The organism is Butyrivibrio sp. FCS006 (genome assembly GCF_000424525.1).
GTDB lineage: Bacteria > Bacillota > Clostridia > Lachnospirales > Lachnospiraceae > Butyrivibrio.
Genome location: NZ_KE384204.1, coordinates 103,772 through 120,523, shown reverse-complemented (window position 1 = coordinate 120,523; position 16,752 = coordinate 103,772). Strand labels below are relative to the sequence as shown.

The 16,752-nt window shown below is 46.3% G+C and carries 13 protein-coding genes; 1 reads left to right on the top strand and 12 read right to left on the bottom strand.

Annotated elements, in window-relative coordinates:
* Positions 1 to 5: 5 nt before the first annotated feature.
* From G633_RS0111825 to G633_RS0111790, 8 genes are all read right to left on the bottom strand, one after another.
* Positions 6 to 659 (bottom strand): HAD family hydrolase, encoded by a 654-nt coding sequence (locus G633_RS0111825; RefSeq protein WP_026520033.1) that lies wholly within the window; start codon positions 657 to 659, stop codon positions 6 to 8.
* Positions 660 to 662: 3 nt separating this feature from the next.
* The gene (locus tag G633_RS0111820) at positions 663 to 1,292 is read right to left on the bottom strand and encodes a lactate utilization protein (protein ID WP_022768018.1); all 630 of its coding nucleotides are present in this window, start codon (positions 1,290 to 1,292) and stop codon (positions 663 to 665) included.
* A 23-nt stretch (positions 1,293 to 1,315) separates the two neighbouring features.
* Positions 1,316 to 1,807, bottom strand: a complete 492-nt coding sequence (locus tag G633_RS0111815) for a hypothetical protein (protein WP_022768017.1) — start codon at positions 1,805 to 1,807, stop codon at positions 1,316 to 1,318.
* Positions 1,808 to 1,942: 135 nt separating this feature from the next.
* Complete coding sequence (locus G633_RS19770) at positions 1,943 to 3,607, bottom strand: S1C family serine protease (RefSeq protein ID WP_081664772.1); 1,665 nt, start codon at positions 3,605 to 3,607, stop codon at positions 1,943 to 1,945.
* Positions 3,608 to 3,689: 82 nt separating this feature from the next.
* On the bottom strand, positions 3,690 to 3,959 hold the full coding sequence (locus tag G633_RS0111805) for a hypothetical protein (RefSeq protein WP_022768015.1): 270 nt from the start codon (positions 3,957 to 3,959) through the stop codon (positions 3,690 to 3,692).
* 87 nt (positions 3,960 to 4,046) lie between these two features.
* Positions 4,047 to 5,063, bottom strand: coding sequence for a UDP-glucose 4-epimerase GalE (gene galE, locus G633_RS0111800; RefSeq protein WP_026520032.1), 1,017 nt, complete (start codon positions 5,061 to 5,063; stop codon positions 4,047 to 4,049).
* 121 nt (positions 5,064 to 5,184) lie between these two features.
* Positions 5,185 to 6,414, bottom strand: a complete 1,230-nt coding sequence (locus G633_RS0111795) for a UTP--glucose-1-phosphate uridylyltransferase (RefSeq protein ID WP_026520031.1) — start codon at positions 6,412 to 6,414, stop codon at positions 5,185 to 5,187.
* Positions 6,415 to 6,640: 226 nt separating this feature from the next.
* Complete coding sequence (locus G633_RS0111790; protein ID WP_026520030.1) at positions 6,641 to 8,341, bottom strand: GH25 family lysozyme; 1,701 nt, start codon at positions 8,339 to 8,341, stop codon at positions 6,641 to 6,643.
* A gap of 145 nt (positions 8,342 to 8,486) precedes the next feature.
* Between G633_RS0111790 and pap the strand changes: the two genes are divergently transcribed.
* Positions 8,487 to 9,962, top strand: coding sequence for a polyphosphate:AMP phosphotransferase (pap, locus tag G633_RS0111785; protein ID WP_026520029.1), 1,476 nt, complete (start codon positions 8,487 to 8,489; stop codon positions 9,960 to 9,962).
* Between the two features lie 49 nt (positions 9,963 to 10,011).
* Here pap and G633_RS0111780 read toward each other — a convergent pair whose 3' ends face one another.
* The 4 genes from G633_RS0111780 to G633_RS0111765 form a co-directional block, all read right to left on the bottom strand.
* Positions 10,012 to 10,971, bottom strand: coding sequence for a D-2-hydroxyacid dehydrogenase (locus G633_RS0111780; RefSeq protein ID WP_026520028.1), 960 nt, complete (start codon positions 10,969 to 10,971; stop codon positions 10,012 to 10,014).
* Positions 10,972 to 11,111: 140 nt separating this feature from the next.
* Positions 11,112 to 12,590 (bottom strand): L-fucose/L-arabinose isomerase family protein, encoded by a 1,479-nt coding sequence (locus G633_RS0111775; RefSeq protein ID WP_022768009.1) that lies wholly within the window; start codon positions 12,588 to 12,590, stop codon positions 11,112 to 11,114.
* 70 nt (positions 12,591 to 12,660) lie between these two features.
* Positions 12,661 to 14,199: a xylulokinase gene (gene xylB / locus G633_RS0111770; protein WP_026520027.1), complete on the bottom strand. Its 1,539-nt coding sequence runs from the start codon at positions 14,197 to 14,199 to the stop codon at positions 12,661 to 12,663.
* 140 nt (positions 14,200 to 14,339) lie between these two features.
* Positions 14,340 to 16,460 carry a glycoside hydrolase family 3 C-terminal domain-containing protein gene (locus G633_RS0111765; RefSeq protein ID WP_026520026.1) on the bottom strand — a complete coding sequence of 707 codons (2,121 nt, stop codon included), beginning with the start codon at positions 16,458 to 16,460 and terminating at the stop codon, positions 14,340 to 14,342.
* Between the last annotated feature and the right edge of the window lie 292 nt (positions 16,461 to 16,752).

Genomic DNA, 16,752 nt, shown 5'->3' with positions numbered 1-16,752 from the left:
GATCGTCAGATCAGGCTTTTTATATCCAGTAATTTATCAACTTTTCTATAGAGCTTTTTTGACAGCTCCTCATCGGGCTGGGTTAGGTCCGGAACCATTATGACCTTGCACCCTGCCAGATATGCACTGGTTACTCCGTTTGGAGAATCTTCAACCGCGAAGGTTTCAGACGGGTCAAGCGAAAGCTCCTTGCAGGCATATGCATATATATCAGGTGCCGGTTTACCAAGCTTAACCATGTTGGAGCAGATGATCTTATCAAAGTAATCAAACAGATCTATCTTTTTTAGGTATCTCTCTGCCCTTGGATATTCGTTGGCAGTTACAAGAGCTGTCAGGACTCCGTTTTCCCGAAGCCAGGTCAGTATCTCTTTTGCCCCGGGCTTAAGTGGGATTCCGCCTTCCCTGATCATCTCTTCCACAATCCCTTTTCTGTATTCCCTCACCATCTGATAGTCGAAGTCCTGCCCGAACCACTGCTTAAATCTCTCAGGAGCAAAGGGCCTTCCCAGTGAGCGAAGCTCAAGTGGCATCCAGTCCTCCGTCTTGTAGCCAAAGTGCGCAAGAGCCTTTGGCCAGGCTATCTGATAGTATTTCTCTGTATCGGTAAGTGTTCCGTCCAGGTCAAAAAGAACGGCTTTTACAGTCTCTTTTCCCATGGCTTAGAATCCTACATTCTCTCCTACCAAGATTACCTGAATCCTTCCCTCGTGCTTGGAGAAACGAGTGATAAGGAACTGGCAGCAGATGGTATCCGGAGACTTGCAGTCCATGCATGCGCCGGTCTTGGCACACGGAGTAGAAAGGCCAAAGCGCTGAGCATTTACAGGCGCTGCCACATTTCTTGCTCTCTTCATGGCACTGTCGAGATCAGGGCAGATCTTGTTCATGCTGATTATGAAAAGAACGTGCTTCGGACCCTGAGCGATCGCTGAAACTCTGTTGGCGTTACCATCGATGTTGACAAGGATTCCGTCGTCAGTCATGGCATTGGCACTGGAGATAAAGAAATCTGCGTCATAGGTATCGAGCATTGCCTGCCTCTTATCCTCCATGGCATCTCTGTCAATAAATCTGTAATCTCCTGCTTTAAGAGCATCAACCAGTCCGATCTCATGGGCACTCATTGCACCGCCCATTCCAACACTGCACCCTTCGGGGATGAGTTCAAGTGCCTTCTGAAGCGCCTCTCCCTTGGTTGCTGCATAATATGCCTTCATATTCCTTGACTCAAGTCCTTTGATGACTTTCTGAGCAAAGAGTTCATTTCTTTTCCTGATCATCTCGTGCATAAGAATTCCTCCGTCAGCTCTTTTTACTTAGAGCCATACTCGCCTTCGACACCATACTTCTTCATCAGCCTCTTGATAAAGAACGGCTGTAAAAAGAACACCAGAATATATCCGACAACAAATGTTATTGCCAGAGAATGGAAAAACATAGGGCCAAACTCAAGACCGGCCATTCCGTTACTCTGCTTCATAGCTACGCTGTAAGCAAGTGTTACCATAAGGAAGGTGATTATCGGAGTGTAGATCAGGTTTGAAACAAGGCTCTCAACAAGTCTTGCCTTCATGGTTCCGCGAATTAGGTTAAAGCTCTTGGAAACATCGCCGGCTACTTTTCCTACCGGGATCACAAAACCGATGATAAGGCTTATGATAAGGCTCACCACAAAACTCATGATCCACCCCGGAACAGTGAAGTGTCCTGAGGTTGCTGTTCCTACAATTGACAGGAAAAAGCTCATGGTAAATCCCATTAAAAGGCTCATATCTCTGTAGATCTTTTTAATCTTATCACGCATTGATCGTGCTCCTTAAACAGTATTTTTAATGGTTCACTTAAGAGAATTCTACCACGTAACCGTACATACTAACAACAAAAATCCGCAGACAATAAGCTTTGTCTGCGGATTTGATAAGACATATTTTTTTATTTATCAGCCACCGTTACTGTTGCTGCCGCCCTGACCGTTCTGACCATTCTTGCCACCAGGCATAGCCGGGTACTGGTGTGTAGATCCGTCATACTGATCAGAGGTCTCTCCCTCTTCACCGGCATTTGAATCCTGTCCGCCATGTGTTGATGCTGCGTGTCCGAGAGTTACATCGTACTGCTCTTCTATATATTCTGCGCCATTCTGTCTCATTACCTTGATGGTTACTGTAGTACCTGCAGCATAGAACTGAAGTCTTGTCTGAAGGTCATCCATTGATGTGATCTCTTCACCGTCAAACTCAGTAATAACATCACCCTTCTCAATTCCTGCCGCCTCAGCACCGCCGTCTCTTGAAACCTCAGCTACATATACGCCGCGAGGGATTCCGTAAGCTGCCTCAACTTCTGCTGTAACACTGACACCTGAGATACCGATGTATCCTCTGTCCTCATCTGAAACCTTGATCTTGGTCTCTTCGTTCATGAGCTTATCAATGATAGGCTGTGCATCTGAAATAGGAATAGCATATCCCATGTCATCTACGTACTGTCCGCCGAGCTTGTTAGAGTTGATACCGATAACTTCGCCCTTAAGGTTGATAAGTGCTCCGCCTGAGTTACCGGGGTTGATGGCTGCATCTGTCTGGATGAATGTTCCTGTAACGCCCTCTTCAACCTCGATCTCACGATTAACCGCTGAGATTACACCTGTTGTAACTGACTGACCATAGCCAAGTGCATTACCGATTGCAATTGCCGGCTCGCCGAGCTTAAGTGAATTGCTGTCACCAAGAGTTGCGATCTTGATTGCATCTTTTGTATCTGAGCTGATGTCTTCAAGCATTACTGCGATAACCGCAAGGTCTTTATCTGAGTCGGTTCCTTTTACAACTGCCTCTACTGTTGAGTCATCTGCAAAGATTACTTCCAGGCTGTCAGCACCTTCGATAACGTGGTAGTTGGTTGCGATAAGGAGCTCTGTGTCATTCTCTCCAACAATGAATCCACTACCTGATGCAGTTGCTTCTTCTGTCTGAACGTATCCGAAGTAGCTTGCTGATGCTGTGTAGTTGTTGTGGATCATAACCATTGCAGGCATTACTTCTTCTACTACTGCTGTTACATCTGTTACAACACCAAGTGATGTCTCGGAAACGGTTGTTGTTGAAATTGAGTTGTCAGAATCAGATGCTGCTGAAGTCTTATCTGTTTCAGTCTCTTCCTTCTGAGCCTCTGCAACCTCCTCTTTAACTTCCTCTTCAGTATTCTCTACCAAAGCCTCTTTTCCCGGAACCGGTAGTCCAAATCTGTCTGCTACCTGTGTGTAAGCAAAGCCCACACCACCGACTATAAGTGCAAGTATGCAGACTGCTGCGATAACCTTAGCCGCTGTATGCTTCTTCTTGCCACCGTTTGCAGGAGGTGTTACAGGGGGCTGGCTATTTGCATTGTACTGGTAAGTACCGTAGGTTGGATGCCCGTTCTGATTGTAGTTATAGCTGCTCTGTCCATAAGAATAATTGCTGCTGTAACCATTGTTGTAGCCATTATTGTTGTTGTAATTACTGTAAGGACCATTGTTTGTTGCTTGGGATGTATTAGCATTCCACTGGCTGTAGCTTGAAGAGCCTGTGGACTGTTGACCATTCTTGTCATCTTCGTACATATTGGTGAACCTTCCTTTCTTTTGATGGCTTTAGTATAGATTCAATCTGTGACAAAAATGTGTTTTATTTCTTATATAAAAATTAATAATCTTCTTCCAAAATTTGAATTTCCATATAGTCAAAAGAGACTTCTTCAATGAAAGAATCCGCAGTAAATCTGCATTTGTCGTGGATCTGGAAGTCCTTGATGGTGTTATCAAGCCATATAGGTTTAGAGAGATCCATTTCATAACATGCCTTCTCCAAAGAGTTCATTACCTTATGAGTTCTTGTGTCAACCGTGTCGTCACATATTGTTGTATCTCTCAGAAGATGGTTGTCTTTAAAAAGCTTTACCCAAAGTCTAAACATAAATTACTCCCACAATGTCTTTTTTCTTACATTATAAAAGCCGGCAGTCATTTTGACTACCGGCTCCTTAATTGCGATAAGTACTTATCAGTCTTCGTATCCGTTTGGATTCTGGCTCTGCCATCTCCAGGAATCAGCACACATCTCTTTGATTCCGTTCTCTGCCTTCCAGCCGAGCTCCTTTTCAGCCTTTTCAGCCTTAGCATAGCAGGTTGCGATATCGCCGGGACGTCTGTCCTTGATCTCATAAGGGATCTTAACTCCTGTTGCCTCTTCGAAGTTCTTGACGATGTCTAAAACGCTGTAACCAACGCCTGTTCCGAGGTTGTAGATATTAAGTCCGCTTCCGGGTGCAAGCTTTGCAAGTGCCTTAACATGGCCCTTTGCAAGGTCAACTACGTGGATGTAGTCACGCACGCCTGTGCCGTCGGGAGTGTCATAGTCATTGCCGAAAATTCCAAGCTTAGGAAGCTTACCAACTGCAACCTGTGTGATATATGGCATGAGGTTGTTAGGAATTCCGTTGGGGTTCTCCCCGATGGTTCCGCTCTTGTGAGCTCCGATAGGATTGAAGTATCTGAGAAGAACTACATTCCACTCGTTGTCAGCCTTCTGGATATCGGAAAGGATCTGCTCGAGCATTGACTTGGTCCATCCGTAAGGATTGGTGCACTGTCCCTTAGGGCAGTCCTCTGTGATTGGCACGAATGCCGGATTTCCATATACTGTAGCAGATGATGAGAAGATGATGTTCTTGCAGTTATGCTTTCTCATTACATCCACAAGTGTAAGTGTTCCTGTAATATTGTTATCGTAGTATTCCCATGGTTTCTGGACAGACTCTCCAACCGCCTTAAGTCCTGCGAAGTGGATTACGCTGTCAATCTTCTCTGCGGAAAAGATCTTTTCCAGAGCCTGTCTGTCTCTGATATCAGCCTCATAAAATGGAACCTTCTTGCCGGTAAGAGCTTCTACTCTATCAAGACTCTTTCTGCTTGCATTGGCAAGGTTGTCCATTACAACAACGTCTTCTCCTGCGTTCTGAAGTTCAACTACTGTGTGTGAACCGATATAGCCTGCGCCACCTGTTACAAGAATTGCCATACGTTACCTCTTTTCTAAGATGCTTATTTGTTTACTATGGTTGAATTGTAAGGCTCTGCGCCTTTTAAATCAATAAACTTATGTTGGGACAATCAGTCGAAATGTTAACTGGTCGAAACTATCAAAGCTCGATTCCGTTTAACTTGCAAAGCTCTCTTGCTGATTCAACTGAATCTACGCCCTCTTTGTTCTTGATAGGAGCAAATTCTTTTTCCCTTACAACCTCATAAGGAAGGCAGGTAGGAAGCTCGTGGATCATATCAAGAACCAGCTGCTCGAACTTGCATCCGTTTGGAGATTCAGGCTTAACAAGGTTTGCGTTCTCATCAATGTATGGGATCTTCTTCTCTACTACATGGAGAGGAAGTGTCTTTTTCGCGATCTCATAAAGATCATTCTCGTTGAAGAGATAGTTGAGGATAACGCCGTAGTTGTAGGCAGGATCGCCGTTCTCATCCTTGGCATCCATCATCTCCTGAGAGAGCTCATAGTACTCTACGATAGAAGGCTTGCCATCCTCAAGACACATAACTCCAACCTTCTCATCGGGAGCGTTCTTGCGAACAACCTTAGCTCCGCAGCTTACGCCTGCTGTAAGTGTTGCACCTACAAAGCAAGGATCTGCGATTCTCTGCAGTACGTTATCAACTGCGAAGATATCGATCCACTCGATGCCCTCTTTCTGAATGAGGTCACGAAGTCCGGCCTTAAGCATTGATGCATACCATCCGGCGTTTCCGTTAGGTGATGTAGAGATTCTGCCCTTGCCCTCCATGTAAACCTTGCCGTTGTAATCAGATGCCGGAGCCATATCCTGCTTGAAGAATGTGATCTTCTCCTCAGGGTATCCAAAGAAGTTGTGCTCCTTAAGGAAGTTTATTGTAGCATCGTTATTCTTCTCACTTGTCATGATGAAGAGTCTGATGTATGCGCCATCAGCCTGCTTAACTGTATCAAGAAGGTTCTCGATAATTCTCTGGAAGATGAATACAGGCTTTGTAAGTCCGATGTCATACATTCCCTTAGGGTTGTCGCTGCCAAGTCTTGTTCCCATTCCACCTGCAAGGAGGCAAGCAGCAACCTTTCCTTCCTTGAGTGCCTTGATTCCTGCTGCAGCAAACTCATCTTTTCTTCTCTCTATCTCTGAAACCTGCATAGCAGCCAGAGGGCTGAACTGTCCTCTTCCCTCGCTCTTACCAAGGTTCTTGCAGTTCTCAAGGACCGCAAAATCAGTCTCATCGATCTGTGTGAGAAGCTCCTGCTTCTCAGCGTCTGTAAGCTCGTCATAATATTTAAGAACATGTTCCTGTCCAAATGTTTCCAGTTTCTTCTTAGCTTCTTCTAAATTCATACCTCACTCCTAATTCCTTTTCACTTAAGTTTCCGTTAAATTGCGTTTTTGACCTCATATATAATACTACAAAACCGTTTTTCCTAAAAGCCATATTTCGCACAAAAAAGAGGGCTGTTTTCCCAGCCCTCTCATGCTTTTGCCTAATTATTAGTAATCAATGAGTCAATCTGAAACGTCCCCAGTGACTCAAAATGAGTCAATCTGAAACGTCCCCGGTGTCTCATCAGCCGCCCTGGGCGGGAGCTGCAGCTGCAGGATCTGCTGCCGGGTCTGCAGGAGCAGGAAGCGGAGTTCCGGGTGTCCAGCCGGCGGGATCTACAAGGAGACCGTTCTTGTCGAAGGTGCAGTTCACACCGTCGAGAGGTACTGTAACCTTAACCAGCATTCTTCCGTTGTTACCATCAAAGAATCTCCATCCGTCAGGCTGCTGTACCCAGCCTACAACCTGGTGTCCGTCTGCAGGATCAAGGTAGTAAACGCCATCCTTAAGAGAAGCCATTCCAACTACCATCTTGCCGTCTGCACCGAAGTAGTAGCTTGCGCCGTCGATTGCATTCCAGCCTGTAACCATCTTGCCGTCAGGTCCGAAGTAGTATCTGTTTGCCACATCGCCTGACCAGCCAACAAACATAACGCCGTCAGCACCAAACATGTAGTTGGACTTATCAATTGTCTGAAGTCCGACCACTGCTGCATTTCCGGGTCCGAAGTAATATCTCTGGCCCTGCTCATTAGCCCACCAGCCGCTGAGTGCGATACCATCAGCGCCGAACATATAAAGGCCGGTCTCAAGAGCATGCATACCTGTGAGCATAAGTCCGTTGGCATCGAAGAGGTAGAGCTTGTCACCGATCTGTGTAAGACCTGTGCGCATTACATACTGCTCATCGAAGTAGCGAATGCCGTCCTCGAGCTGTAAGAAGCCTCTCTGGCAAACGCCGTCTGCATTGGCATAATACACTGTTCCACCCAGGTTCAAAAGACCTGTGCATCTCTGGCCGTTCTCGTTGAAGTAGAAACGTGCTCCGTCTATATCGGCAAAGCCTGTAAGTGCAAGGCCGCCCTGATTTGGATCGAGGTAGTAGATTCCGCTCTCATCCTGGAACCATCCGGTCTGGATAAATCCGTTGGGATCCGCATGATATCTCTGGCCGCTAAGGTTGATCCAGCCATACTGTTTGCGGTAGTTATGATAGTAGTAAACATGTCCGCCCCAGCTGTTGAAGCCCTCAGGAATGATCCTTGAGAAGTAGTCAACATAGAGGTGGTTAACATCTACTCTTGTAGGGATTCCGGCATATGTAGCGTGGGAGCTTGACTGCCACATTGCATAGTCACCGGGATAATCGCAGAATGAATTGTACTGTGCAACCCATCTTGCTGATGATACTGCAGGCATTCTTCCCATGAACCAGTTTCTGCTTGCATATACCATTGGCTCGTAGCCGGCTGCATTTATGATTCCGCAGAAAGTATCAGCAATAGCCTGAAGCTGTGCTGCATTAAGACCCTTCTGGCAGGAGTCCTCAATATCGATTGCGATGGGGAATGTTACCGTGTAAGGTGCGATCCATGCCAAAACCTGATTGGCCTCAGCAGCTGCAGCTTCCGGTGTTGTAGCATAGGAATAAATGTAGATACCTGTGCGCACTCCGGCTGCATTTGCACCGTTGATGTTGTTGATGAACTGCTCATCAAGGCCCTTCTTGGTTGTGCCGACTCTTATCATGGCAAACCTTACGCCCTGAGAAGCTACCTGGCCCCAGTTGATTCCGCCCTGATACTTGGAGACGTCGATTCCGACTGCCACCTCAGGACCTACAGCCTCTGTCTCAATGGCTGTTCCGGGACAAACAAGTAAAAGTGCCAGCATGCCCACGAGCATTCCGGCAGAAACGATGATTCTCTTCAAACTTTTTTTCATACCTCTACCCCGTTTTTTACAGATTTCTTAACATTTATTATAAGTGAAAAATGTACCCAAGGCAATTAAAACTGTCCCGTATTTATGGGCGGTTTTGTGGTATTATATTGTTGTAAAATCGTTATAGAATTAAGGAGGAAGACCTATGCTGAAAGACTTTATAAAAGCCGAATTACCGGATGAAGAAGAGCTGAAGACAAAGCTCAAGGAAGAACGTGCCCGTCTGTCTGCATTCCAGATGAAGATAAAAGAAGCAGGTCTTCCCGTGATGGTTTTGTTTGAGGGCTGGAATGCTGCAGGAAAAGGTGCCCTGATTGGTAAGGTCATAAGAAACATCGACCCGAGATTCTTTAAGGTTGCCACCATGGACAGGGAGCCAAGCCCTGAGGAAAAGAGATATCCCTTCCTCTACAGATACATAAAAGAAATTCCGGAAGCCGGCAAATTCCGCTTCTTTGATACCTGCTGGATGGAGGAAGTGGTTGACGGCGTGCTTGATAAAAAGCTCACCGAAGAGATTTACCAAAAAAGAGTTCACTCCATAAATGTCATTGAAAGGCAGCTTTGCGACAACGGTTATCTGGTCATAAAGTTCTTTTTCCATATATCCAAAAAAGAACAGAAAAAGCGCCTGGAAAACCTTCAGGGTAGCAAAGACACCAGCTGGCGTGTAGACAAGGACGACCTTCTGCAGAACAAGCACTATGACAGATGTCTTGAGGTGTTTGAGAAATACCTTAGCGACACCAATCAGTCCCGCGCCCCGTGGTACATCATCGATGCCACTGACAAGAAGTGGGCAGAGCTCCAGGTTTTGCAATTCCTTAATCAGGGCATAGATATCGCGCTGAAGAACCAGAAGATGAATGTTCCGATTCTTCAGAACACCTTCCCTCTTGAAAAATCCTGCAAGCTCTCTGAGATATCTCTTGAAGATAAGACTGTATCTTCCGAGAACTACGACGCTGAGCTGGACAGACTTCAGAAGGAGTTAAAAGAGCTTGGAAACAAAGTTTACAGAAAAAAGATCCCTGTCATTATTGCCTACGAAGGCTGGGATGCTGCCGGAAAGGGCGGAAACATAAAGAGGATCACAGAGGCCCTGGACCCAAGAGACTATGTAGTTGAGCCGATTGCTAGTCCCGAGCCCCACGAAAAGGCCCGTCACTATCTGTGGAGATTCTGGACGAGACTTCCAAAGACCGGCCACATCACAATTTTCGACAGGACCTGGTACGGCCGTGTAATGGTTGAAAGGCTTGAGGGATTCTGTTCCGAGAACGACTGGCAGAGAGCCTACAACGAGATCAATGAGTTTGAAAAAGAGCTGAGCGACTGGGGCGCAGTCATCATCAAGTTCTGGGTTCAGATCGACAAAGATACTCAGCTTGAGCGCTTCAACGACAGGCAGAACACTCCGGAGAAGCAGTGGAAGATCACCGACGAAGACTGGAGAAACCGTGAGAAATGGGATCTCTACGAGGGGGCAATCGATGAGATGATCGCAAAGACCAGCACCACCTTTGCACCCTGGTATGTACTTGAATCCGTGGACAAGAAATACGCAAGGATCAAGGCACTGAAGATTGTCATTGAGCAGATCAAAAAAGCACTTGAATAAAAAACAGCAGCCTTTTCACTCAACTGTGAAGAGGCTGTTTTTTATATGATCAATTTACAATATTCCTCGGTTTACCTTCCATCCAGCTCACAATGTTCTTCTTAACTTCGTCAAGACAACGGGTTCTTGCCTGTGTGCTGGCCCAGGCCAGGTGCGGAGTTACAATGAGTTTTCCGCTGTCCTGAATCTTTAAAAGAGTGGAGTCTTTAGCCATGGGTTCGGGGCTTAAAACATCGAGTCCCGCTGCGGCTATTTCTCCGTTTATAAGAGCATCAGATAAGTCTTTTTCCACAACAACCGCGCCTCTTGCGACATTGATGAGGATTGCGGTTTTCTTCATTTTCTCGAAAGCTCTTTTGTCAAAAAGATCTCTTGTCCTGTCGGATAAAGGACAGTGAAGGGAGATCACATCTGACCTTGAAAGGAGCTCGTCAAAGCTTACCTGCTCGTATTCTGTACAGTCGCTATGTCCGGAGGAAGCATAGAATATTACGTGAGCGCCGTAGGCAGTAGCTATCTGAGCGACCTTCCTTCCGATGTTTCCCATGCCGACGATTCCGTAGGTCTTGCCATCAAGCTCATCGAAGGGAATATCCAGGCAACAGAAATGAGACTGGTTTGCATAGGCTCCGCTCTTAACAAATTCATCATAGTGGCGGAGATTCTCCATTAGATAAAAGAGCATGGCGAAGGTGTGCTGGGCAACGGAGGCTGTCGAGTAGTTCACAACATTTGCAACCTTTACTCCGTGTCTGTCACAGGCCGGAATGTTGGCGTTGTCAAACCCGGTTGCGAACTCGCAGATGAGTTCAAGGTCCGGTGCTGCATCAAGGAGCTTGTCTGTTATCTGGCTCTTGTTGATCACAAGGACATTGGCGCCCTTAAGCCTTTTTTCTGCGTTTTCCTCAGTTACCTTATCATCATAGTAGGTAACCTCACCCAGCTCATCATAAATGCTGTAGTCCATATCTGTTCCGACACTGTCTTTGTCAGCGATCACTATCTTCATGAGTAATGCTCCTTCTATGTTAATACTTACTGCCTTTCGCAATTGAGTTCACTATATCAAATACTGCTGTTAGTATCAATTGCAAAGTAAAAGCCCCCTCCGCCGGTGAAAGCGGAGAGGACTTTTCAGTCGTCGATAAATTATGCGAAAGGATTCTCTGTTGGATAAGGAAGAGATGCAGGCTGATTGTAGCCGATTGTCTCTGCTCCAACATACTTGAATACCTCAAAGAGTGCCTTTCCGAAGTGTCCGAAAGCAACTGCTCCGTGGTGAGGGAAGTTGTTCTGGATAAGAACGTGTCTGTAGAATCTTCCCATCTCAGGAATAGCGAATACACCGATACCACCGAAGGACTTTGTAGGAGTATTGAGAACTTCTCCCTGTGCAACATATGCACGAAGGTGGTTGTCAGATGTGCTCTGCAGTCTGTAGAATGTGATATCACCGGGAATGATGTCACCCTCAAGTGTTCCCTGTGTAACTTCCTCAGGAAGGTTACGAGCCATGATTCTCTGGAACTTCATCTCGCAGCTTGAAAGCTTGCTTGTGCATGTATTTCCGCAGTGGAAGCCCATGAATGTATCTGTGTGCTTGTAGTTTGTCTGATTCTTGATTGACTGCTCGTACATATCATCAGGTACAGAGTTGTTGATATCAAGAAGTGTAACAGCGTCGTTACTGATGCATGTTCCGATGAACTCAGAAATTGCACCGTAGATATCTACTTCGCAGGATACAGGAATTCCGCGTCCTGTAAGTCTTGAGTTAACGTAGCAAGGAACGAAACCAAACTGAGTCTGGAATGCAGGCCAGCACTTTCCGGCGATACATACGAACTTCTTGCTTCCTCTGTGCTCCTCTATCCAGTCAAGAAGTGTAAGCTCATACTGAGCAAGCTTCTCAAGGATCTCAGGCTTCTTGTTACCTGCGCCGAGGTCTTTCTCCATGTCAGCCTTGATGTCAGCGATTCTAGGATCACCTGCGTGCTTGTTGAAGCTCTCGAAGAGGTCAAGCTCTGAGTTCTCTTCTACTTCTGCACCGATGTTGTAGATCTGCTGGATAGGTGCGTTACATGCAAGGAAGTTCATAGGACGAGGTCCGAATGCGATAACCTTGAGGTTTGAAAGGCCATAGATAGCTCTTGCGATAGGCACGAACTCGTTGATCATCTTAGCGCACTCTTCAGCTGTTCCTACAGGGTACTCAGGAATATAAGCCTTTACACCACGAAGGTGGAGGTTGTAGCTTGCATTGAGCATTCCGCAGTAAGCATCTCCTCTGCCGTCGATAAGGTCATTCTGTGACTCCTCAGCAGCTGCGCAGAACATAACCGGTCCGTCGAACTTCTCAGCGATAAGTGTCTCTGAAATCTCAGGTCCGAAGTTTCCAAGATATACGCAAAGTGCGTTACATCCGGCTTTCTTGATATCCTCAAGAGCTTCCATAGCCTGGATCTCGCTCTCGATGATACATACAGGACACTCATAGATATCCTTCTCATCAAAGTTCTTCTTGTAGGCATCGATAAGAGCCTTTCTTCTGTTTACAGCAAGTGATGCCGGGAAACAGTCACGGCTAACTGCAACGATACCAATTTTTAAATCTGGAATGTTAATCATAATAATCCCCTTTCTACTCTCAGAAATCTTGTTTTATTTTCAGAGGCCAGATGCCTCTTAGATACATTTATCAAAGCTCGGCAAGTGCCTTGTAGTCATCCTTAAGGTCTGCATAGAGCTTCTTGTAAAGCTTGTGGTACTCTGCATACTTGGCAGCATTATCTGCTACAGGCTCAGTCTCTTTTGCCTTAGTGATAAGCTTGTCGCAGGCTTCCTGTACGCTTGCATATACTCCGCTGCCTACGCCTGCCAGGATTGCTACGCCAAGAGCAGGTCCCTGTTCCTGGTTGATGGTTGCAACCTTGCATCCGTAGAGGTCTGAGAGCATCTGTCTCCAGATCTTGCTCTTTCCGCCTCCGCCGCAGGCCATCATCTCTTTTACACTGATACCCATTTCATTGAGGATATCGTTACAGTCACAGAGTGAGTAGGAAACGCCTTCCATAACTGCTCTTAAGAGATGCTTTCTTGTGTGGATACCTGAAAGTCCGAAGAACACGCCTCTTGCCTTGTCATCAAGGTGTGGTGTTCTCTCACCGTTGAGGTATGGCAGATAGATAAGTCTGTCTGAACCAACGGGAACGGTCTCGATATCCGCATTTATAAGGTCATAGGGATCAACTCCCTTTTCCTTGGCTTCTTCTATATAGCTCTGGCAGAAGTTGTCTCTGAACCACTTGAGTGAGAAACCTGCTGCCTGGGTAACGCCCATGATATGCCATGCACCGGGTACTGCGCAGCAGCATGTGTGAACTCTGCCCTTAGGATCGATGGATACCTTGTCTGTATGTGCAAATACAACGCCTGAAGTCCCGATGGTTGTGAAGGCTGTTCCCTCTCTTACAACGCCGGTTCCTACAGCAGCTGCTGCATTATCACCTGCACCTCCGACAACTACAGTATCTGTAGTAAGTCCGAGCTGACTTGCGATCTCAGGTAAAAGAGTTCCTGTAACCTCGCAGGACTCATGCATCTTGCCAAGGAGTGCTCTGTCGATTCCGAGCTTGTCCAAAACTTCCTGTGACCAGTCACGCTTTGAAACGTCCATCAGCTGCATTCCTGATGCATCTGAAACTTCTGTAGCGAACTCACCGGTCAGAACGTATCTGATGTAATCCTTAGGTAAAAGAATGTTTCTGCACTTCTTGTAGTTCTCAGGCTCCTTGTTGCGAACCCATAAGATCTTGGCAGCTGTCCATCCTGTAAGAGGAGGATTGGCTGTGATCTCGATCCACTTCTCACGAGGCATAATCTTAAGCATCTCTTCTACTTCATCGCCTGTTCTCTGGTCGCACCAGATGATTGAAGGTCTGATCACTTCGCCATTTTCATCCAGCATTACAAGTCCGTGCATCTGTCCGGAGATACCGATACCCTTGATATCTACAGCATCTGATACCTTACCTGAATCAAGCGCTTCCTTAACAACTGCTGCTACAGTCTCAAGTGAAGCCTTCTTCCAGTCATAAGCATCCTGCTCAGCCCAGCCGTTCTGGGGAGTGTACATGGGATACTCGTAAGCTCTCTCAGCAACAACGCCTCCGTTCTCATCAAAAAGAACCGTCTTGGTTGCTGAAGTTCCAACATCAATTCCTATAAGATATTTCATATTCATACCCCCGTCTCACGCATTAAAAAACGTGTTCAAAAAAAATATATAATAATACAACTTAAAATACAACATTACAAATTTGCAGAAAAAATGCCCGGGTTTCTATTCATTTTTACTATGCTTGTATTCAAAATTCGTTAAAGCTGTACATCTTTGGCTGCACATTTAACGCCGGTGAGTTCTTCCGATCTCTTATCGGGCTGTGATGTGCCTGCGTAGATGGTGAAATTCTTGGAAAAGAGATCTCTGACTCCCTCTTCGTCTACAGAAGTAAAGGCCTTTTTGTTTATATCAACAACAACCTTTTTCTCTTCTCCGGCAGCAAGGTGAACTCTCTTAAATCCGCAAAGGCTTGGATTTGGAATTGCAAACTCAAAACCTGTGTCCTTGATGTATATCTGAACAACGTCGTCGGTATCTCTTTTGCCCTCGTTTACAACAGTAGCTGTAACCTTGGCTCCGGCAAACTCGCCCTTGTCGTCCTTAACAGGTTCAACGTCCACATCCTTTACGCTGCACTTACCATATGTAAGTCCGTATCCGAAAGGATAAAGAGGTGTTCCCTCAAAGTATCTGTAAGTCCTGTTCTTCATGGAGTAATCCTTAAAGTCAGGAAGATCATCTGCCGACTTATAGAAGGTTACAGGAAGCTTGCCTGAAGGTGATACGTCGCCAAAGAGGATGTCTGCAACGTCTCTTCCGCCCTTTGCTCCCGGATACCATGCCTGGATGACTGCAGCAGCCTTGTCCTGTGCAACACCGAGGTTGATAGAGCTTCCGGACATGTTGATCACTATGGTTGGCTTGCCACATGCAAGAACGGAATTAAGGAGCTGTCTCTGAGGAATAGGAAGCTCAAGGTTTACCTTGTCTCCTGATGCAAACTGGTTACCTGCATCTCCTTCCTCGCCCTCAAGGTTCTCATCGAGTCCTACTACAACCACCATTACATCTGAGTAATCAGCGATGGTCTGAACTTCTGAGAGTCTGTCAGGATAGTCCTGATCTGAAAGGTTGCTGAGATTTGGCTTCCAGAGATCGCATCCTTCAGAATAAAGAACTCTTGCGCATCCCTCTACCTTATCTTCAATACCTTCAAGGACAGTCACGAATCTTGATGATGTTCCGTGGTAGTTACCCTGAAGTGCTATTCTTGAATCGGCGTTTGGTCCTACTACACCGATGGTCTTAAGCTTTGTCTTATCCAGCGGAAGGAGTCCGTCATTCTTTAAAAGAACTATACTCTCAGCTGCAGCTCTGCTTGCAACCTTCTGGTGCTCATCGCACTCAACCACTGTAAACGGAATGTTGTCGTACTCAGTCTTATCAAACATTCCAAGAAGGAATCTTGTTGTGAAGAGTCTTACTGCTGACTCTGTGATCTGCTCCTCAGTGATAAGTCCTGCTCTGTAAGCATTCATCATCTTCTGGTAGGTACATCCGCAGTTCACATCGCATCCCATCTCAAGGGCCAGCTTAACCGATTCCTCAGCTGTTGCTGTAACCTTGTGATTCTCATGGAAATCGCGGATAGCCCAGCAGTCTGATACGAAGTGTCCCTTAAATCCCCATTTGCCACGAAGAAGGTCAACCATAAGTGGCTTGTTGGCGCAGCAGGGCTCTCCGTTGGTTCTGTTGTAAGCTCCCATTACTGCCTCGACATTTCCTTCTTTTACGCAGGCTTCAAATGCAGGAAGGTAAGTCTCCTCAAGGTCCTTCTTGCTGGCCTTGGCATCGAAGAAGTGTCTTTCGCCCTCAGGTCCTGAGTGAACAGCAAAGTGCTTGGCACAAGCTGCTGCCTTCATGTACTCTCCGTCTCCCTGAATTCCCTTTATGAAAGGAACTGCCAGGGTTCCTGTGAGGAACGGATCCTCTCCGTAGGTCTCATGGCCGCGTCCCCATCTGGGATCACGGAAGATATTAACATTTGGTGACCAGAAGGTAAGTCCCTTATAAATATCTCTGTCACCGCGCTTTGCCTGCTCATTGTACTTGGCTCTGCCTTCCTCTGCGATAACCTCGCCGACCTGTTTCATAAGGTCCTCATCAAAGGCTGCAGCCAGTGCAATTGCCTGTGGAAACATGGTGGCTGTGCCGGCTCTTGCAACACCGTGAAGCGCCTCATTCCACCAGTTGTAGGCCGGAACACCCAGCCTGTCTATTGCAGGTGAGTCATAACGAAGCTGAGATGCCTTCTCTTCGACTGTCATCTTGGCAACCAGCTCTTTTGCCCTGTTTCTAGCTTCTTCTCTGTTCATTGCGTACCCCTTTTATTTATGTAATGTTGAAAAAAGGTCATTCTTACAAATATTAGTTTATTCTTATGGGCTGGTTTTTTCTTATCACATTTTGGCATCTTATTCTTAAATATGGGGAGTCAGTGTGAGTCAGTGGGGACGGTTCAGTGTGAGTCAGTGGGGACGTTTCAGTTTGACTCATTTTGCTACACAAAATGAGTCAAACTGAAACGTCCCCACTGACTCACACTGAACCGTCCCCACTGACTCACACTGACTCCCCAAACAAAAGGGCTGCGCCCTAAAGCGCAGC